A 20,110-nucleotide genomic window follows, 5' to 3' on the forward strand; every position below is an offset into this window, starting at 1 on the left:
CGCCGTGAGTAATGGTATTAAAAAATGTTTGCCAGTATACCTTTACTGCACGCCGTAATGTAGGTTTTTTCTACTTCAACACGAGAGAATATATGGATTTAGAGCAACAACAAATGCGATGTGATTGGGCGAGTAAAGATCCCGCCTATTTGCCTTATCACGACACAATTTGGGGAGTACCGGTATATGATAATCAAGCCTTGTTTGCTAAGTTATGTTTGGATGGTCAGCAAGCAGGACTAAGTTGGCTGACGATTTTAAAGCGACAGAAAAACTATGAGATGGCGTTCCATCAATTTGACCCTTATAAAATTGCACAATTTACGGAATCTAACATTGAGGATTTATTGCAGAATTCGGGAATTATCCGAAATCGCCGCAAGATTGAATCCATCATTAAAAATGCTAAGGCGTTTATTCAGTTAGCAGAAGAGGGCATTGAGTTTTCAGATTTCATTTGGTCTACAGTGAACTACAAAACGATCGTTAATCATTATGAAAACTTGGCAGATGTTCCTGCGACCTCTAAGGAATCCGATATGCTTGCGGAAAAGCTAAAGAAGGCAGGGTTTAGTTTTGCTGGTAGCACTATTTGTTATGCATTTATGCAGGCTGTTGGTTTAGTTAATGATCACCTTACAACCTGCTTTAGACATCAAGAGCTTAAACAGGTTTAGAAACAAAGCTATTGCATATTAGTTTCAAAAGTGGATTTGGCAGCTTATAGCGCTTATAGACTTTATCGAGGAAAAAGGCCCAAGCTTCTTGTTTTAATTCACTCAATCGCCCAGCGGGTAGATGGGATTGATAAAATTTACAGAAGTCTGCGACGTATTGGAGTTCTCTACGTCGTCCACTTGGGCTGTAGCCCTTATTGGCATAGTGAATGAAGTCGGATTCTAGATAACCTTCCTGCCCAAATAAATCCATTCGATTAAATTCTGGTGCTATGCATTCATTTTTGATGTTGTGTTTTTGGATTAGGTAATTGAAATAAGTTTGCTCGTAGTATTTTATTTTGTGGGAAACGTCTTGAAGTTCATTGAAACAGGCGTATTGGAAAAGGGGACACTGACGAGAAATTAGGATCATTCCAACATTGTAATAAGTAAGTAGCTCGCCGTGCTTAGGCCAATCTTCGAGTGTGCCTAGCGCTTGAAATACATCATCCAATACTGCTTTTCTACAAGTTTCTTTGCCTTCATCCAACATGTAAACTGTTTCTAAGTCGGAATAAACATCAAACACATTGCGAGCATCTGGAGTAATCAACATGTCAGCATCTAAATAAAGGACGCGATCATATTCTTCTAATAATTCACCAATACGACACTTTTCACTCCAAGCCGGGTGAGCAAGGTATTTGGGATTTTCGATTTTTATATCGAAACGAGGTGAGTCCGTCACGATTAAATCTGCTTCGACTTTTTGGGCGTAGTGCTTGAAGCTCTCTAGTGCGGCTTTATACATAGGGTTATCATTGCCTATCGCAATAGTAAATATAGCTTTTTTCAACTTTTCCCACTCTCTTGATGATTGGATTTAACAAGAATAAACGAGCTTTAGACTATTATGAACTTCTTAAGTTTCTCTTAAGTAAGAAGTTTATATTAACCTGATTGAAAATTACTGAAAACAGATACAAAAAAGGCGATAGATTATACTATCGCCTATTGTTCAAGAACTGTAGCCTTGACACCTTTCCCAAATGAGTATCCTTACCTGAAAGCAACATCCATAAAAGCCTCTTTTTCTTTTTCTTCGCGGCTTATGTACTCAGGTCTTCCAAACTCGATAATAATTCTTCCGTGCTGCCAAATCTTTATTATTTTAAGCTGAAATAGGGTTAGGGCTTAAGCCTCAAACCTTAATGCTGGCCGTTTCAGCGACGTAAATCATACATGAAGCAATATTATTTACAACTCGTTTACAAGTTACTATGCCAGCAGATACTTGTCTATTTTGTACGCATGGGCATACAGTGCCGAGTTTTAATGTAGACCTTCAACATATTGAGACAACACTTCAATGTCCTCATCAGTGAGACGTTTAGCAATGTCTCTCATCATTCCGTTTAGGTCGTTAGCACGTTTGCCATCGCGGAACTGCTGTAGCTGAATTTTTGTATACTCTGCATGTTGACCGCTAATGTCTGGGAAGCCTGCTAAGCCTGTGCCATTACCTCGAGGACCATGACAAGCAATGCAAGCGGTTAATCCACGTTCCATGTCTCCCCCACGATAAAGCTTTTCGCCTTGTACGACTTTATCTTCTGGCGTGGCGCCTGCTTTTGCCTCTTGGCTGGAAAAATAAGCTGCGAGATCCGCTATATCTTGGTCAGATAAAGCGGCTGCCATACCATTCATAACTGGGTTGTTACGACCTTCTTTACCACCCGTTTGAGAAGCAAGACGGAATTCTTTAAGCTGTTTTTCAAGGTATTTAGCATGTTGACCCGCTAATTTCGGGTTCACTGGAAGCATGCTATTCCCATCAGCATTATGGCAGGCTGCACAAGTGGCAGACTTCGCTTTACCTGCTTCGGCATTACCTTGGGCAATGGCTGCGGGCACCAGGCAAGTTGATACTACAAGTAGCGTAAGCAGTTTCTTCATCATCACTCTCATTTCTTGATTATTTCGTCCAGGGGATAAAATTCCGGCTATTTTACACAAATAAAAACGTAGTAGAACTATTTCCTTAGAATAATAAGGTTTTTAGTGCTTCTTTACCTACGCTCAATCGCTATAATGTGTGCAATCTAGTATAGACAATAGAAAATAATGAGCCATTACCAAAGAGCGACATTTCAGATCAGCGCACCGGATATTAGTCATTTAAAGCATGATGAAGGCATAGAAGTTGCCTTTGCCGGTCGTTCAAATGCTGGTAAATCAACAGCCTTAAACTGCCTAACTCGTCAAAAAAACCTTGCAAGAACAAGTAAGACACCCGGCCGCACGCAACTAATCAATGTTTTTGAGCTTGACGATGATCGCCGTTTAATTGATTTGCCCGGATACGGGTATGCCCAAGTACCACTGGAAATGAAAAAGAAGTGGCAGAGAGCGCTAGGGGAATATCTGGAGAAACGGCAGAGTTTGAAAGGGTTAGTTGTATTAATGGATATTCGTCATCCATTTAAAGAAATGGATCAAGAACTTATTCGTTGGGCTGTTCAAAGCAATATTCCTGTCTTAGCGTTGCTAACAAAAGCAGATAAATTCAAATCAGGAAAGCGAAAAGCACAAGTATTAATGGCTAGAGAAGCTGCGTTGGCCTTTTGTGGTGATGTAACGGTTCATGCATTCTCTGGACAAAATGGTTTGGGGTTGAAGGAGCTTGAAGACGTTTTGGATAAATGGTTTGGTTTTGTGACTGATGAAGGGCAATAAGCAGATAAAGAAAACCCCTCTGAATGAGAGGGGTAAAAACTGGGAAAACACACACAACTGATAATTAAGACCGGCTCATTTAAGATTAGTTCAAAATATTTTTTAAATTATTTGGAAGTGTTGTGACGTTTTAGAATGTTTCGTATTAAGGAAGAGAAGAAATTCAGGGAATGCGTGTTTAGAAAGTCTGGCATATGAAAAAAATCCCCCGAAATCCGGGGGACCAAAACAAAGGTTTAAAAGATAGAACATCTCACCTCTGTACCCTACGATTGAAAATATAGATGAGCTAACCTGAAAAATAAAGTCTAAAATGTAATTTTATTACATCAAAAGGTTATTAATAATAAGTTTTTACATTCATTGGATGAATAAATGTAGTTAACTTTCTAAAATGTAGGTTTTTGATCAAAAAAGGGGCATGGCGCCCCTGAGTGATTGCATCAAAATAATTAGTGAGCTTCGTCCCAGTTGTCACCGACTCCGGCTTCAACTAACAAAGGAACTTTAAGTTCAACAGCATTTTGCATTAAGTCTTTAATTTTTGAGGTGTAGGCTTCTAGTTTGTCTTCCTTAATTTCAAAAACCAATTCGTCGTGCACCTGCATGATCATACGAATATCGTCACAATTTTCTGATTCAATCCACTGATGAACAGCAAGCATCGCTTTTTTGATAACGTCTGCTGCCGTGCCTTGCATAGGAGCATTGATTGCTGCACGCTCTGCGCCTTTACGACGAGCGCCGTTTCTGGCGTTGATCTCAGGTAGATATAAACGACGACCAAAAACGGTTTCTACATAACCAAGCTCTTTCGCTTTTTCACGAGTTGCTTCCATGTAAGTTAATACGCCGGGGTAGCGCTCGAAATATAAGTCCATATATTTTTGCGCGTCATTACGTGGAATATGCAATTGTTTGGCTAAACCAAATGCCGACATGCCATAAATTAAACCAAAGTTAATGGCTTTAGCGCTACGTCGTTGATCGGTTGTGACTTCATCTAGTGATTCTCCAAAGACTTCAGCGGCCGTGGCTTTGTGAATGTCTTGACCTTGCTCAAACGCTTGGAGTAATCCTTCATCACCAGAAAGGTGCGCCATAATTCTTAACTCAATTTGTGAATAATCGGCTGCTACAATTTTATAACCTTCTGGGGCGATGAAAGCTCGTCGAACACGACGCCCTTCGTCGGTTCGGATGGGGATATTTTGTAAGTTTGGATCGGTAGAAGACAAACGCCCTGTAGCTGCAACTGCTTGATGATAACTCGTATGCAAGCGTGAGGTTTTGCCGTTGATCATTTTCGGCAGCTTATCTGTGTAGGTATTCTTAAGTTTGGTCAGGCCACGATAGGTCATTAATAAACTGGGTAATTCGTAATCAGCAGCGAGATCTTGCAATACTTCTTCTGAAGTGGATGGTGCGCCCTTCGGTGTTTTCTTTACAACGGGTAAGCCCATTTTTTCATACAAAATGTGTTGCAGTTGCTTGGTTGAGCCGAGGTTGAACTTTTCACCTGCCAATTCGTGTACTTCATTTTCTAATTCAAGAATTTTCGTAGCTAATTGAGAGCTTTGTTGACGAAGTTTGTCTGGGTCGATGTAAACACCAGTCTGTTCCATTTTAGATAAAACCACAGCTAACGGGATTTCCACTTCGGTCAGCAATGTTTTTAAGGTGTCGACTTTGGCAATTTCTGCCCACATATGTTGGTGAAGCTGCAGTGTAATATTGGCGTCTTCTGCTGCATAGTGAGCGGCTTTATCAACCTCAATTTGGTTAAAGGTGAGTTGTTTAACACCTTTTCCAGCAATGTCTTCGAATTTGGTGGTTGTTTTCCCTAAATAACGTTCTGCAAGACTATCCATATCGTGGCGTCCCGCAGTGCTATTTAACACGTAAGATTCCAACATGGTGTCAAATTGAATGCCTTTGAGATCGATGTCGTAGTTGGCTAACACATTCTTATCGTATTTTAGGTGCTGCCCAACTTTCTTAATTTCAACATCTTCAAGAATTGGCTTAAACAGTTTTAAGACCTCATCGATAGACATTTGCTGCGGCGCATCTGGGTAATTGTGACCGAAAGGCAAGTACGCTGCTTTATGTGCTTCAATAGAAAAGGAAAAACCAACGAGTTCCGCTTCGGTGTAATTAAGACTAGTGGTTTCAGTATCGAAAGCGAAGAGTTTAGCTTTTTTGATTTTGTCTAACCAAGGTTGCAATTCTTCAAGTGTGAAGAGGGTGCTGTATTCCGTATTGTCGTCAACGACGTTTAACTCGGTTGCGTTTTCGATGCTTTCGGCCGCAGGCGAACCACTTTTTGTTGAAGAGCCTCCATCAGGATTTAGAAACCCATCAACATCATTTGACCAACGTTTGAATTCGAGCTCTTTGAAAAGTGAAAGTAGTGTGTTTTTATCTGCTTCACCGTTCTGAATTGAATCTGGTGTGATGTCCATTTCTACGTCGAGTTTTATGGTGGCAAGCTCATAAGAAAGGCGGGCTTGTTCCTCGAATTCTTTCATTTTTACGGCTAGCGTTTTTGAGCCTCTAAAGCCTAAGCCCGCAATTTTATCGAGGTTTTCGTAAATTTCATCAATACCGCCGATCCCTTGCAATAATCCAAGTGCACTTTTATCTCCAACCCCTGGTACACCCGGAATATTGTCGACTTTATCGCCTTTCAATGCCAGAAAATCGATGATTAACTCTGGTGGAATGCCAAACTTTTCTTTGACGCCTTCAATATCCATAACAGTATTCGTCATGGTATTAACTAGGGTTACATATTCGTTGACGAGCTGTGCCATATCCTTGTCGCCGGTGCTAATCACCGTTGGGCGTTTTTGCTCAGTTGCTTGATGCGATAACGTGCCAATAACATCATCAGCTTCAACGCCTTCTTCAATAATTAGCGGCAAGCCCATAGCTTTGATAATGGTGTGTAGTGGCTGGATCTGATCTCGCAGATCATCCGGCATAGGAGGGCGGTTGGCTTTGTATTCAGGGTAAATGTCATCCCGAAAGGTTTTGCCTTTAGCATCGAAAACCACGGCGATTTGATGGGTATCATATTGTTTCATTAGGCTACGAAGCATGTTAATCACACCATATACTGCGCCGGTAGCCATACCTTTAGAATTTGTAAGAGGCGGTAAGCCGTGAAAAGCTCTAAATAAATAGGAAGAGCCGTCGACTAAAATCAGGGGACTATCGTTGTTTATTTTCATACTAATGTGTTTTTGTGTGTGGATTAACAGGGCGCCATTTAGTCAAAATGACAATCATAATGTTGATGCGATTATTGTATCGATAATTGGCTAATAAGTGTGAAGCAATCTCAAGAAAAGTTTGCTAGAAAAACTTGTGGATAAGTTTGTTGAAAAAAGAGCAGATAGAAAAAACCTAGGTTGAATTGTTTTGTGCATTAAATCTAAAAATTCAATATAAAACAAATACCTATCTTGTGAATAAGTTTTCTAAATTTGGCTTAACCAAATGATTAAGATTGTGTATAAACACATGCTTATCTTCGATTACAGCCTTAAAAAGGCCGCGTAGGATAGCATAGATAAAATCGGGTAACAGGTTTTTTCTATTCTTTTTTATTATCGTCCTATTACTTTAGACAGTTTCATGAAATATAAAGACGTAAGTAAGTACAAACTATCATCCTGACTCAATCTAAACAATTTATACAGGCAGGGTAAAAAGTTCAGTCTATCAAAAGTAGACTACAATTTAAGCATCTGTCCAGTCACGTAGCGAAAAATTACTATATATTTTTTTGAGTGTATTTTAAGCATTATTTTTAATAACTTTTCTTCCGATGCGATAACACTGAGGGAAATGATACGAGCAAAGTAAACATGTTTTATTTTCGGTGGTTAAAAGCGCATAATGGTCTGGCTTTGCTCACGCATAGTAGAGCACAGGCTGCACTTCTTAATTACTGATGTGGCGTCCCTAGAGAAGAAACAAACACCGATTAAAGTGAGTTTAAGGTAACAGTTGATGCAATATCGTTCCATCATACGGATTTTGGGGCTTTTGGTCGCTCTCTTCAGTGTCACTATGATGCCACCTGCGATTGTGTCACTTATTTTTCAAGACGGGGGAGGCTTACCCTTTGTTCTCGCCTTTTTGTTGTGTTTGTTCACTGGGACGACCATCTGGTACCCAAATCGCCATGCCAAACAAGATCTACGTGCGAAAGAGGGATTCCTCATTGTTGCATTATTCTGGGTTGTATTAGCCAGTTTTGGTGCATTGCCTTTAGTGCTGATGGATCAACCAAGAATGAGCATTACGGATGCTTTTTTTGAATCTTTTTCTGGGCTAACAACAACAGGTGCCACGGTTATAGAGGGCATTGAGTTTCTACCTAAAGCCGTTCAATTTTACCGTCAACAATTGCAGTGGCTAGGAGGCATGGGAATCATCGTTTTGGCCGTGGCTATCCTTCCTATCCTTGGGGTTGGTGGAATGCAGCTATATCGGGCTGAAACGCCAGGGCCTGTTAAAGACTCTAAAATGACGCCAAGAATAGCGGATACAGCTAAGCATCTTTGGTATATTTATCTGTCCCTTACAATTGCTTGTTCTGTGATGTATTGGGTTGCTGGAATGGATTGGTTTGATGCGATATGTCATTCATTTTCGACTATTGCAATTGGTGGCTTCTCCACCTATGACGCCAGTATGGGCTATTTTGATTCAACGCCAATTAATTTAGTGTGTGTGGTGTTTCTATGGATTGCTGCGTTAAATTTTGCGCTGCACTACGCTGCAATTACTGGCCGAAATATAAAAGCTTATTTTGCCGATCCTGAGCTTAAAGCCTTTTTCTTTATGCAATCGGCGATTGTTTTGGTTTGTTTCTTGGTGTTGGTGGCATTCAATTATTATGATTCTGCCGAAACGGCTTTCGATCAAGCTTTGTTCCAAGCGGTTTCAATATCCACCACCGCAGGGTTCGCCACTACCGACTTTTCCGCTTGGCCAGTGTTTTTGCCTATTTTATTGATCTTTTCCAGCTTTATTGGCGGCTGTGCAGGTTCCACTGGTGGCGGCTTAAAAGTTATCCGAGTATTACTACTGTATTTGCAAGGTAAGCGTGAGGTAGATCGCTTGATCCATCCTAAAGCCATCTATGCAGTTAAGTTAGGAGATAGAGCATTACCTGACAGAGTTGTTGAAGCTGTTTGGGGCTTCTTTTCTGCTTATGCGGTAATTTTTGTTGTCATCATGATAGGCTTAATTGCTACCGGTATGGACGACTTAACCGCATTTTCCGCAACCGCCGCCATGCTGAATAATCTTGGCCCAGGGTTGGGAGAGGTATCTGGAACTTATGCGTATGTTGGTGACTCTAGTAAGTGGTTTATGATTTTAGCCATGCTTTTTGGACGTTTAGAGGTTTTCTCTTTGCTTGTTCTATTTTCTCCAACCTTCTGGCGCAGTTAAGCTCATTATGCTTTTCCTATTGCGCCAAAAGGCAAGCGCATACCAAAATATCATTAGCCAAAGAATAGGGCGCTTGGTTGGAACAGCTTTTCCACATCGTTAATATATTTCTTGTCGACTAAGAACATAATGACATGATCGTTCGCTTCAATAATCGTGCTGCTATGAGCGATAAGTACCTCTTCCTGACGTACTATTGCACCAATAGTGGTGCCCGGTGGTAGCCTAATTTCAGAAATTGCTTTGCCAACAACCTTAGATGTTGTTTTGTCGCCATGCGCGATAGCCTCTATGGCTTCTGCTGCCCCTCGGCGTAGTGAGTACACATTAACAATATCGCCTCGACGAATGTGAGTTAATAGAGCGGAAATAGTAGCTTGTTGTGGTGAGAATGCGATGTCGATTTCGCCTCCTTGTACTAAATCAACGTATGCACTGCGTTGAATTAATACCATTGCTTTTTTGGCTCCCATTCGTTTTGCTAGCATGGCTGACATAATGTTTGCTTCATCGTCGTTCGTCACCGCTAAAAACGCATCTATTTGTTCTACATGCTCTTCTGATAACAATTCTTGATCGGATGCGTCACCATTAAAAACAATGGTTTTATCCAGTTGTGCGGAAAGGTAGCGAGCTCGTTCTTCACTATATTCGATTAGTTTAACATGGTGATCGTGTTCAAGTTGTTTTGCTAATCCTGCACCGATTAAACCTCCACCTGCAATCATAATGCGCTTGTAGCTATTTTCTAATTTTTGAAGCTCACTCATTACTGCGCGAATGTGCTTTGTTGCCGCAATAAAAAAGACCTCATCATCCGCTTCAATAACGGTTGTACCTAGTGGACGAATCGGCTTACCACGACGATAAATCGCCGCAACTCGCGTATCGACATTTGGAATGTGTTCTTTGAGCGCCGATAACGCGTGACCCACAAGTAATCCACCGTAATAGGCTTTTACCGCTACAAGGCTAGCCCTGCCTTCTGCGAATTCAACAACCTGTAAAGCACCGGGGTAATCAATTAAACGCTTAATGGAATTGGTTACTAGTTGCTCTGGAGCGATGAGATGGTCTACAGGTACGTCTTGATGTTTAAAAAGCTGTTTTTCGTAAATGATGTATTGCTCTGATCGAATTCGAGCGATTTTGGTTGGGGTTTTAAATAAACTGTAGGCAACCTGACAAGCTAACATGTTGCTTTCATCACTGTTGGTAACAGCTACGAGCATGTCTGCATCTTCTGCGCCGGCTTTTTTCAAAACATCTGGATGAGAACCAATGCCAGTGACCACTTGCAAATCTAATCGATCTTGCAAAGAGCGCAATTTTACTGAGTCACTGTCGATAATAGTGATTTCGTTTTTTTCACCAACAAGGTTTTCGGCAAGTGTAGCGCCAACCTGACCCGCACCTAGGATTATTATTTTCATCTTTTAACCAGGTTTTATTCTGTATAAATCATCTGCTTTTTAGGACTTTAGCAGTTTTGCATAATAGAACCCATCCATACCACTTTCATTGGGTAAGATCTGCCTACCGTATGTATTTTCTGGGCGATCTGGTTCAAGTGGTACAATTGAGGCGTCTGCATGAGTAGCTAGGAATGCGCGAATTTGATCGTCGTTTTCATCAGGCAGAACTGAACAAGTGGCATACAACAGTGTGCCGCCGCTCTTTAATGTAGTCCAAAGTCCTTCAAGTATTTGCTTTTGTAAAGTAACAAGTGCTTCAATGTCGCTGCCTTTCCTCAACCAGAGAATATCTGGATGGCGCCTAATAACGCCTGTAGCAGAGCAGGGAGCATCGAGTAATATTCTGTCGAATGGTGTGCCATCCCACCATGACTCTGGCGTTGATACGTCGGCACATTTCACGCTCGCCTTCAGCTTTAAGCGTTTTAGGTTTTCGTCTACTCTTTGCAGTCTGTATTGATCGTTATCAAGTGCTAAACAAGATTGAATATTGGGTGATAGCTCAAGAATATGACTGGTTTTTCCACCCGGTGCGCAGCATGCATCTAATATACGTTCGCCATCTTCAGCTTGTAAATATTGGGCTGCCAGTTGGGCTGCACCATCCTGAACAGAAAACCAGCCTTGGTCATAACCCGGGAGCGAGCGAATATTAGTGGAGCGTTCAAGGATTATCGCGTCGGGATGAGTAGGTAAGGTTGATACAGATATTGCGTCTAAAAATCCTTGAGTTTTCAGTGTGTCGAGATATTCATCGCGAGATGTTTGCTGGCGATTCACTCGCAACCAAAGCGGCGGGCGAGTTTTCATTCCTTCAAGGAGTGAGTCAAATGAATCGCTGTAATATCCACTGAGCTTTTTATATAACCACTTGGGTAAACCCACTTTTATATGTGGTTGCTCTGGCACATCGTCTTGCTCATTCTCACGAATGAAATTTCTAAGTACGCCGTTGACTAAACCTTTCAGTGCATGGCTGCCAAGCGCTTGGGTTGCATCCACCGATTCGGAAACCGCAGCGTGAGCGGGGACTCTTGAGTACGCGATTTGATAGAAACCTAACATTAAAAGATGCTCAACAATTTTTTGTCGTCCCTTTAAAGGCTTATTGAGCAGTTGTCTTAACCAGTATTGCAATAATGGAACATTGCGGAGTACGCCAAAAACCATTTCTTGCATCCACGCTCTGTCTTTTTCTTCAACTTGATCTTGGAACTTTGGAAGGCAATCGCGTAAAGACTGACCTTGTTCAAGAACAGCATAAAGAACTTGAGCGGTGAGCGCACGTAATGTGCCTTTATTATTTGATTTGTTCACTATGAAAGCTGCGTATTCGGGGTTAACCAATTTTTCTTGGCATTTAGAATATCACTGACAGCCAATGCTTTTTTGCCGGGAAGCTGAATTTTTGTTAGACGTAAAGCTTGTTGCCCTGTCTGTACTAAAATTCCGTTTTTGGATACTTCTAATACCGTGCCAGGAGAATCGCCTGATAAAGAAGCAACAACTTCACATTCATGAATTTTAATATTTTGTTCTTCATATACGAAGAAGCTCATTGGCCATGGGTTAAACGCTCTCGCACTGCGTTCAAGTTGGGTTGCGGTAAGTGACCAGTCAACTTGTGCTTCTTCCTTGGAGAGCTTTTTCGCATAGGTAGCTAGCTCGTTATTTTGTGGCTCAGGAGTTAGTTTGTTTAAGTTATTTAGTGTTTCAACTAAAGCTTGAGGGCCTATTTCCGCAAGTTTGTGATAAAGGCTGGCGCTGGTGTCTGTGGCTTCGATAGGAATCGATTTTTTGAGTAGCATGTCACCGGTATCTAGACCTTCATCCATTTGCATAATGGTGACGCCAGTTTCATCGTCACCCGCCCAAATAGAACGTTGAATCGGCGCAGCTCCACGCCATTTTGGGAGTAAAGACCCATGCACATTTAAACAACCGAGTTTAGGTGTTTCTAAGACGGCTTTAGGAAGAATCAGGCCATAGGCAACCACCACCATAATGTCAGCATCTAACGCTGCTAACTCGGATTGTGCGGAATCATTTTTTAATGATGTTGGTTGATAAACAGGGATGTCATTCTCTAAGGCAAGTTGTTTAACTTCGCTGGCCTTAAGCTTTTTGCCTCTGCCTGCTGGACGATCTGGCTGGCTATAAACAGCAATAACATTATGCTCTGAATCCAATAAGGCCTGTAAATGCATTGCGGCGAACTCAGGTGTTCCTGCAAAGATAATATTGAGTGGTGATTGCACCTAATTTCCTCTACTAACGATTTGGCGTAAAATTAGCTCCGAAGCTTAGCTTCTTTTTCTAATTTCTTTTTTATTCTTTGGCGCTTAAGTGGTGAAAGGTAGTCGACGAATAGCTTGCCTTCTAGGTGATCTAGTTCGTGTTGAACGCATTTAGCTAACAGGCCTTCGGCTTCAAATTCATATTCTTCACCTTCTTTATTTAAGGCTTTTACTTTAATTTTGGCGGCGCGTTCAACTTTTGCGTAGTTACCGGGAACTGATAAACACCCTTCCTCGCTGATGACAGAGCCTTCCTTATAAGTAATTTCAGGATTGATCATTACGTAGGGTTGGTTTTGATCTTCTGAAACATCCATCACAACGATTCGTTCGTGAATATCTACTTGTGTTGCTGCCAAACCAACGCCACTTTCTTCTTTCATTGTTTCAAACATATCGTCAACAATCTGCTTGATACGAGCATCTACTGATTCAACAGGTTTTGCTACTGTGCGTAGTCGCTCGTCGGGAAATGTAAGTACATTTAATAACGCCATAATAGATGTAACCGCCTAGTTTTCGCTAAAAGTATGGAAACACGAACGTATGTCGTAAAGCCATCTCATTGATTAAATAAGGGTTCCCAATACTAAATTAAAGGCCTTTGAAGTATCAAAGAGCATACTTGAGATAATACAGAAGTATTCAAACCTTTTTATTTGGCGCTATTCTAACTGATAAGCAAGAAATTGGCAGCGTTTTAAGGGGAGCTTACTTGAGCAAAGTAATCACAGGTGTGTGGTTTATTATGTTGTTGCTACATTCATCAATTGTATTGGCTATAGACGTCAAAACTTCAGCACCACAGCGCTATACGGTTGAAAAGGGCGATACGCTTTGGGATATAGCTGGTATTTATTTGGATAAGCCTTGGCAATGGCCCGATCTTTGGCGCAACAATGTTCATATTCAAAATCCGCACTTGATTTATCCCGGTGATGTTATTTCTTTGCGTTATAACGAAAGAGGAGAACCCGAGCTGGTGCTAGATGTATCAGGTCGAGATAAGCCCGTTATTCATTTGCAACCGAGCGTTAAAAAAGACAAAAAGCAAGGACAATCAATCCCGCTATTGTCGTGGTCGTTAGTTCAATCTTATATAGAAAATGACCTGATTATGCCTCTTGATGAATATGAAAAGCTGCCTTATGTACTTGGAAATCAAGATGGTGCTGTTCGCTTTGCTTCTGGCGATCTTATTTTGGGGAGGTATGAACCTCATTATGAAGTAAATTTGTACCGCATTGTTCGCATGGAGGGCGTAATCGTAGATGATGACGATGAAAGCCTAGGGGTGAAGGTGAGACATGTTGCTGATGCAGAACTGCTAAATGTAGGTTTAGACCGTGAAATGTTGGTTAATGTTGTCGATGCTAATTTTGAAGTTAAGCGAGGTGATAAATTATTGCCAATAACTGAAATGATTCCTGATGAAGTTGTTTCTTTTACTTCTGCAACAGAACAAGTTGGGAAAATAGTATCTAGTCTTCACCCTCATACTCTCCTTGGTAAATATGACGTTGTTGTTTTAGATTTAGGAGAAAGTGAAGTGAAGCGAGGTATGGTGATGGGTATTTATATGCAAGGCCCTGACATCATCGCCGAGTCGCCACCATCGTACAAAAACGATAGAGGGCTACAGCCTCCTATCTGGGGCAATATAGTTTCACAGCCTGCGTTGAAAGTGGGTGAATTGATAGTTTTTAAAACCTTTGAGAAAACAAGTTTTGCTTTGATCGCCTCGGCCACTCGTATAGTACGTAATGGAGCTATCGTCGCGAAACCATAAAACAAGCATCCGCTGTTAATCTATGTCATAAGGAGATGGCTTTGAGTATCATTCCCGAGAATTCAGGACGTTTTTTCCCTTTCCATCCTTCTGAAGAAAAGAGCTGGCTTCCATATTGGATAGCTCTTTCTTTGGTGCCTCGCTTTAGCAAAATGCGTTTAAAGTGCTTGGCTGAGTTTTGTGAGTTCGATTTTGAGCATATTTTCAGGCTAGGTGATGATACGTTACAGGGCTTAGGTTTGGATGAGGAGCAAATCCAAGCAATTAAGCAGTTCCCGAACCAAGATATTGAACGGGTGCAAAATTGGTTGAGCCAAGATTCAGGACATTTTGCCCTAACTTATCACCACCCTAAATACCCTCACTCTCTCCGTGAAATATCGTCTCCGCCTCTAGTCATTTATGGTGTCGGAAATGTAGAACGTTTACATCAGCCTCAGTTAGCCGTTGTTGGCAGTCGCAATCCGACGGAAGCTGGAAAGCGTTTGGCATTTGATTTTGCAAAAGCTCTAACGGAATTAGGCTGTGGAGTTACCAGTGGCTTAGCGTTGGGAATTGATAGTTTTGCACACAAAGGCGCACTAGCGAATGACGCAAATACTATTGCTGTCTTGGGGTCAGGTATTGACGTGTGTTATCCGAAAAGAAATAACGCTCTCTTTGCTAATATCGTCAATCAAGGTGGCTGCATTGTTTCCGAGTTTTTGCCGGGAACTCGTCCACTTTCACATCATTTTCCTAGGCGAAATAGGATGGTAAGTGGTTTGTCACTCGGCACTCTAGTCGTTGAAGCTGCAATAAAAAGTGGCTCTTTAATTACTGCTTACTACGCACTTCAGCAAAATCGAGAAGTGTTTGCTATTCCCGGTAGCGTCAATAATCCATTGACACAAGGGGGGCATCATTTGATTAAACAAGGTGCTAAATTGGTAGAAAGTGTAGGAGACATACTTGAGGAATTTTCATTCTTCACCAATAAACAAGGGAGCAAACCTAGTAAAAATATACAAAAAAGTGAAGATCAAAGCTTGGCTTTAGACCCATTGTTAGATAGTGTTGACTATGAGGCCACGTCAGTCGATTTGGTAGCAAGGCGTAGCGGGCTCCCAATTTCAGTGGTGTTAACTCGATTATTAGAGTATGAGCTGCGCGGTTTGGTATCCTCTGTACCTGGAGGTTACGTCAAATTAGGGGACTAAAAATATGTTTGACATCCTCATGTATCTCTTTGAGAACTTTATTCATAACGAGACTGAGTTCCGCGTTGATCAAGATGAGCTTACCGATGAACTAATTCGAGCCGGTTTTCATCATGATGAAATTTTCAAGGCCTTAGAGTGGCTTGAAAAATTAGCAGAGCTTCAAGAAACTGACATCAACCCCTATTTAACTAAAGGCCCAGCGGCCCTTGTCACGCGCATTTATACTGCGGAAGAAGAAGCTCGATTAGACGTAGAGTGTCGCGGTTTCCTGATGTTTTTGGAGCAAGTTAATGTACTTGATTCCACAACAAGGGAAATGGTGATAGATCGAGTTATGGAAATTGATTCAAGTGAGTTTTGCTTAGAAGATCTTAAGTGGGTCGTTCTTATGGTGTTATTCAATGTACCTGGGAAAGAAAACGCCTACGCTCAGATGGAAGACTTGCTATTTGAAATGCCAGAAGGGCCATTGCATTAAAGACGAATGGAACGTTACATTGGTCAATAGCGTAAGGTCCTTGATGGCATTGTTATTGATTAGGTAATACCGTTGTCAAAAATTGATCACTCCTTATTTACTGGAACAAAAACGGCGCTGAAAGAAGCCTTTGGTCACTGTCCTGAATGTGGCGGAGAACTAGGGATTAAAAGAGGCAAAAACGGCGCCTTCATCGGTTGTTTAAATTATCCCCAATGCGATTATAAAAAGACGCTTAGCCATCTGCCAAGCCCAGAGGTCATCAAAGAAATTGAAGGCTCTGAGTGTCCTGAGTGCGGGGGAATATTAGTAATTAAAAAGGGGAGATATGGCTTATTCATTGGCTGTACTCATTTCCCCGAATGCCATCACCACGAACCAATTAACAAATCTGACGATACCCAAATAATGTGCCCTGTTTGCAAAGAAGGGCATTTAGTCGCAAGAACAAATAAGTTTGGTAAAAGCTTTTTTGCTTGTAATGGTTATCCCAAATGTAAGTATATTTTGAATTCCCCCCCTGTGAAGCGCACTTGCCCAAAATGTGATTGGCCTATTATGGTTGAAAAGAATACTTCACAAGGGCGTATATTAGAATGCCCTCAGAAGCAGTGCCATCATAAAGAAAGAGTTGAATAAGATAACTTGTCTCAACCCCGTTTTAATCCGATTTCTTAAATGTTGTTTAGTGTATGAATATGCATGATCCAGAAAAATTAAAAAGTTTATTTCAAAAGGGTAAAATATTTGCTTATCCTACTGAGGCAGTGTTTGGTTTGGGGTGTGACCCGTTAAATGAAAATGCTGTGCAGCGGTTGCTCGATTTAAAGTCTCGCCCAGTTGAAAAAGGGCTTATTTTGGTAGCGGATTCTTTTGGAAGGGCTTCTTCATATATTGATGAGTCTCAGCTTGAGCCCAGTATCAAAAAAGAAGTGCTTGATTCTTGGCCAGGGTTTGTTACTTGGCTAGTGCCAAAATCTAAAAGCGTACCAGATTGGATATGCGGTAATTCAGAGCTTGTTGCTTTAAGAGTATCGGCACATCCTGTTGTGAGTGGTTTATGTAAATCATTAGATAGTGTCTTAGTGTCTACAAGCGCGAATATCTCTGGGCAGGATGCAATTAAAAATAGAAGCGAATTATATAAAGTATTTGGTGATCAAGTTGAATACATCGATGGAGAGTTAGGTGGAGAAGAAAAACCTAGCCAAATTCGCCATGCTTTAACTGGAAAAATTATCAGGGGAAACTAGTGGCCTCAATTAATATTGAAGAAGTAAAGTCTTTCTTGTTGGGATTGCAAAACAAGATCTGCCAAAAGCTTGAACAGGTAGACGGTAAAGCTAAATTTGAAACAGATGACTGGGACCGTGATCAAGGCGGTGGTGGTGTTTCTCGGGTGTTAGCTGATGGAGATGTATTTGAACAAGGGGGAGTGAATTTCTCTCATGTATTCGGTGGGCAACTACCTGCTTCTGCAACGGCTTCTAGGCCAGAACTGGCAGGTCGAAGCTTTCAAGCAATGGGAGTCTCTTTAGTTATCCATCCTAAAAATCCGAATGTGCCTACCTCGCATGCGAATGTGCGTTTTTTTATTGCGGAAAAAGAAGGTGAAGAACCGGTTTGGTGGTTTGGTGGAGGTTTCGATTTAACACCGTTTTACCCTTACCTCGACGATGCCAAGCATTGGCATCAAGTGGCTAAGTCTTTGTGTGAACCATTTGGTGAAGAGGTGTACCCAAAATATAAAACATGGTGCGACGATTATTTCTTCCTAAAGCACCGTAATGAGACTCGTGGCATAGGTGGGTTGTTTTTCGACGATCTTAACGAATGGGGATTTGAGCGAAGCTTTGATTTTATGAAAGCGGTTGGTGAAGGGTATTTAGATGCTTATGTGCCAATTGTATTGAGGCGTAAGGATGAAGCTTTTACTGAAGCGCAGCGGAATTTCCAGTTGTATCGACGTGGTCGTTATGTGGAATTTAACTTACTTTACGACAGAGGGACGCTTTTCGGTATTCAGAGTGGTGGTAGAACTGAATCAATTTTGATGTCAATGCCGCCGTTAGCGAGGTGGAAATACAACTACTCTCCCGAGGCGGGATCTGCCGAAGCAAAGCTATATGACTCGTTCCTTCGCCCAAGAGATTGGTTGGCATTAAGTGAGGATGAGTTATAAATGGATCGCTATGTCGTTTTCGGAAACCCAATTAAGCACAGTCGTTCTCCTTTTATCCATAATATGTTTGCACAACAAACTCAGCAAGACATGGTATATGAGAAGTGTTTGGTCGAAGGGGACTTCCTTGATGTGGTGAAATCATTCTTTGGTGAAGGAGGGAAGGGGGCCAATGTTACTCTACCATTTAAAGAACAAGCCTTTTCCGTTGCGAACGAATTAACTGAACGAGCGAGGTTGGCTGGTGCGGTTAATACGTTATTTCTAAAAAATGAAAGTTTAATCGGTGACAATACTGATGGTGTTGGGTTGGTTTATGACTTAATTCGCCAGTTTGGCCCACTAGAGAAGTGGCGTGTTTTGATGCTTGGTGCTGGTGGTGCTGCAAGGGGATGCATAGCGCCTCTATTTTCAGCCGGTATTTCGCATCTGCACATAGCTAATAGAACAGAAGAAAAAGCAAAATCGCTTATAAGCTCTTTTTCAGCAAATGCGAGTTGTCAAAATATAAGTGCCTCTGGCTTTGGTAACATTCCCAATCAAGATTATCAAATCATCATTAATAGTACCTCTGCCAGTGTGTCAGGTGATGTGCCAACTATCGATGATTCACTGTTTGATAAATTGATTTTTGCCTATGACATGTTCTACAGCGCTGAATCTACTGCCTTTATAGAAAAAGTAACTAAAGAAAATCCATCGGTTAAGGTAAGTGATGGAATGGGAATGTTAGTCGGACAGGCTGCCGAAAGTTTCTATTTATGGAGAGGTGTACGGCCAGAGATAGAACCTGTTATCGAAGCTTTGAAGAAGAAGGGCTGATACAAAATATGTGAAGCAGCCCACATGCTCTATATTAATTTAACGCTACAGGTAGTCATTTTTTAGCGCGACATAATTCAAAGATGATTGTGCTAGAAACAAAATCTCTTCTTCCGTTAATTTCCGTTTTTTCTGACATGGATTGCCAACATACAAGTGTCCAGCTTCTAATGCTTTATTTGGCGGAACTAAGGCACCGGCCCCGATTATGACGTCATCGCCTACTTCAACACCATCCATGATAATGGCACCCATACCAACTAAAATGCGATTGCCCAATGTACATCCATGCAACATGCATTGATGACCAATAGTAACATCATCGCCTATAGTTAATGGATACCCATTCGGACGTTTTGTACTTTTTCGGGTGACATGTAAGACCGTTGCGTCTTGTACATTGGTCCTATCGCCAATTGTGATTTTATTAACGTCACCTCTTGCAGCAACGAATGGCCAGAAGCTGACATCATCCCCACATGTTATGTCCCCAACTAAAACGCTGGTTTCATCTATATAGCATGCTTTGCCAAATTTAGGCTCAATGCCTTTATATTTACGAATCGTCATTTATTTCTCAAGCTTTGGTAAAAGGGTCTATGATTAAATCCCTAGGAGATAGAGACATTGTAATAGATAAAACGCTTCAAAAAACTACGTATTGTATGTTTCCTCGTCGAATAAACAAATATTACGGATTTTTTCTAAATAAGTGTTGACCTCAAAATTCATGTCTGTATTATTCGCGGCCTCGCTGAGACACACAGCAGACAAGGCAGGAAGTATCCTCCTTATCTAAAGTGAAAAAGGAGTGTCTCAAAACGATTCAAGGAAAAGCGTTTTTAAAAAGATTTAAAAAAGCGCTTGACAGAAACGCGGGATGGCGTAGAATGCGCCTCCGCTTCGGGCATAACCAAAAGCCGAAGCAAACGTTCTTTAACAATTTGCAATAGACAATTTGTGTGGGCACTCACTAAAAAAGAGTGCTAACCAAGAAA

18 protein-coding genes are annotated in these 20,110 nt (G+C 41.3%); 10 read left to right on the forward strand and 8 right to left on the reverse strand.

The features are described from left to right. Positions 1–92: 92 nt before the first annotated feature. On the forward strand, positions 93–677 hold the full coding sequence (locus HJG39_RS08400) for a DNA-3-methyladenine glycosylase I (RefSeq protein WP_268408464.1): 585 nt from the start codon (positions 93–95) through the stop codon (positions 675–677). Here the strand turns inward: HJG39_RS08400 and HJG39_RS08405 are convergent. Both HJG39_RS08405 and HJG39_RS08410 read right to left on the reverse strand, forming a co-directional pair. Next, positions 664–1,515 carry a glycosyltransferase family 8 protein gene (locus tag HJG39_RS08405; RefSeq protein WP_268408465.1) on the reverse strand — a complete coding sequence of 284 codons (852 nt, stop codon included), beginning with the start codon at positions 1,513–1,515 and terminating at the stop codon, positions 664–666. The two genes, HJG39_RS08400 and HJG39_RS08405, sit on opposite strands and share 14 nt — an antisense overlap. A 476-nt stretch (positions 1,516–1,991) precedes the next feature. Continuing rightward, entirely contained in the window at positions 1,992–2,615 is a 624-nt protein-coding gene (locus tag HJG39_RS08410; protein ID WP_268408492.1) for a c-type cytochrome, read from the reverse strand. Positions 2,616–2,783: 168 nt separating this feature from the next. Between HJG39_RS08410 and yihA the strand changes: the two genes are divergently transcribed. Further along, positions 2,784–3,395 carry a ribosome biogenesis GTP-binding protein YihA/YsxC gene (yihA, locus tag HJG39_RS08415; RefSeq protein WP_268408466.1) on the forward strand — a complete coding sequence of 204 codons (612 nt, stop codon included), beginning with the start codon at positions 2,784–2,786 and terminating at the stop codon, positions 3,393–3,395. Positions 3,396–3,847: 452 nt separating this feature from the next. On the opposite strand, the gene polA is transcribed toward yihA, so the two are convergent. Next, on the reverse strand, positions 3,848–6,631 hold the full coding sequence (gene polA, locus HJG39_RS08420) for a DNA polymerase I (protein WP_268408467.1): 2,784 nt from the start codon (positions 6,629–6,631) through the stop codon (positions 3,848–3,850). A gap of 784 nt (positions 6,632–7,415) precedes the next feature. Here polA and HJG39_RS08425 point away from each other — a divergent pair. After that, a complete protein-coding gene (locus HJG39_RS08425; RefSeq protein ID WP_268408469.1) occupies positions 7,416–8,867 on the forward strand; it encodes a TrkH family potassium uptake protein in 1,452 nt (483 codons plus the stop codon). Between the two features lie 53 nt (positions 8,868–8,920). Here HJG39_RS08425 and trkA read toward each other — a convergent pair whose 3' ends face one another. The 4 genes from trkA to def form a co-directional block, all read right to left on the reverse strand. Further along, positions 8,921–10,300: a Trk system potassium transporter TrkA gene (gene trkA / locus HJG39_RS08430; protein WP_268408470.1), complete on the reverse strand. Its 1,380-nt coding sequence runs from the start codon at positions 10,298–10,300 to the stop codon at positions 8,921–8,923. A 39-nt stretch (positions 10,301–10,339) separates the two neighbouring features. Beyond that, positions 10,340–11,659, reverse strand: a complete 1,320-nt coding sequence (gene rsmB / locus HJG39_RS08435) for a 16S rRNA (cytosine(967)-C(5))-methyltransferase RsmB (RefSeq protein WP_268408471.1) — start codon at positions 11,657–11,659, stop codon at positions 10,340–10,342. Then, positions 11,659–12,549, reverse strand: coding sequence for a methionyl-tRNA formyltransferase (gene fmt, locus HJG39_RS08440; protein ID WP_442781014.1), 891 nt, complete (start codon positions 12,547–12,549; stop codon positions 11,659–11,661). Before fmt ends, rsmB begins: the two co-directional genes overlap by 1 nt. Before the next feature lie 83 nt (positions 12,550–12,632). Then, positions 12,633–13,136 carry a peptide deformylase gene (gene def / locus HJG39_RS08445; protein WP_268408473.1) on the reverse strand — a complete coding sequence of 168 codons (504 nt, stop codon included), beginning with the start codon at positions 13,134–13,136 and terminating at the stop codon, positions 12,633–12,635. 218 nt (positions 13,137–13,354) lie between these two features. On the opposite strand from def, the gene HJG39_RS08450 reads away from it, so the two are divergent. The 7 genes from HJG39_RS08450 to aroE all read left to right on the forward strand — a co-directional run bounded on the left by HJG39_RS08450 (position 13,355) and on the right by aroE (position 19,112). Then, positions 13,355–14,428: a LysM peptidoglycan-binding domain-containing protein gene (locus HJG39_RS08450; RefSeq protein ID WP_268408474.1), complete on the forward strand. Its 1,074-nt coding sequence runs from the start codon at positions 13,355–13,357 to the stop codon at positions 14,426–14,428. Between the two features lie 41 nt (positions 14,429–14,469). Continuing rightward, on the forward strand, positions 14,470–15,627 hold the full coding sequence (gene dprA / locus HJG39_RS08455; protein ID WP_268408476.1) for a DNA-processing protein DprA: 1,158 nt from the start codon (positions 14,470–14,472) through the stop codon (positions 15,625–15,627). A 4-nt stretch (positions 15,628–15,631) separates the two neighbouring features. Beyond that, positions 15,632–16,108 carry a DUF494 family protein gene (locus HJG39_RS08460; RefSeq protein WP_268408478.1) on the forward strand — a complete coding sequence of 159 codons (477 nt, stop codon included), beginning with the start codon at positions 15,632–15,634 and terminating at the stop codon, positions 16,106–16,108. Between the two features lie 72 nt (positions 16,109–16,180). Beyond that, complete coding sequence (locus tag HJG39_RS08465; protein ID WP_268408479.1) at positions 16,181–16,747, forward strand: DNA topoisomerase family protein; 567 nt, start codon at positions 16,181–16,183, stop codon at positions 16,745–16,747. Positions 16,748–16,806: 59 nt separating this feature from the next. Then, a complete protein-coding gene (locus HJG39_RS08470) occupies positions 16,807–17,361 on the forward strand; it encodes a Sua5/YciO/YrdC/YwlC family protein (RefSeq protein WP_268408481.1) in 555 nt (184 codons plus the stop codon). After that, positions 17,361–18,290 carry an oxygen-dependent coproporphyrinogen oxidase gene (gene hemF, locus HJG39_RS08475; RefSeq protein ID WP_268408482.1) on the forward strand — a complete coding sequence of 310 codons (930 nt, stop codon included), beginning with the start codon at positions 17,361–17,363 and terminating at the stop codon, positions 18,288–18,290. Before HJG39_RS08470 ends, hemF begins: the two co-directional genes overlap by 1 nt. Then, the gene (gene aroE, locus HJG39_RS08480) at positions 18,291–19,112 is read left to right on the forward strand and encodes a shikimate dehydrogenase (protein ID WP_268408483.1); all 822 of its coding nucleotides are present in this window, start codon (positions 18,291–18,293) and stop codon (positions 19,110–19,112) included. 45 nt (positions 19,113–19,157) lie between these two features. On the opposite strand, the gene HJG39_RS08485 is transcribed toward aroE, so the two are convergent. Next, positions 19,158–19,682 carry a gamma carbonic anhydrase family protein gene (locus HJG39_RS08485; protein ID WP_268408484.1) on the reverse strand — a complete coding sequence of 175 codons (525 nt, stop codon included), beginning with the start codon at positions 19,680–19,682 and terminating at the stop codon, positions 19,158–19,160. Positions 19,683–20,110: the final 428 nt, after the last annotated feature.

This window comes from Alteromonas sp. a30 (assembly GCF_026788005.1).
In the GTDB taxonomy this organism is placed as follows: domain Bacteria; phylum Pseudomonadota; class Gammaproteobacteria; order Enterobacterales; family Alteromonadaceae; genus Paraneptunicella.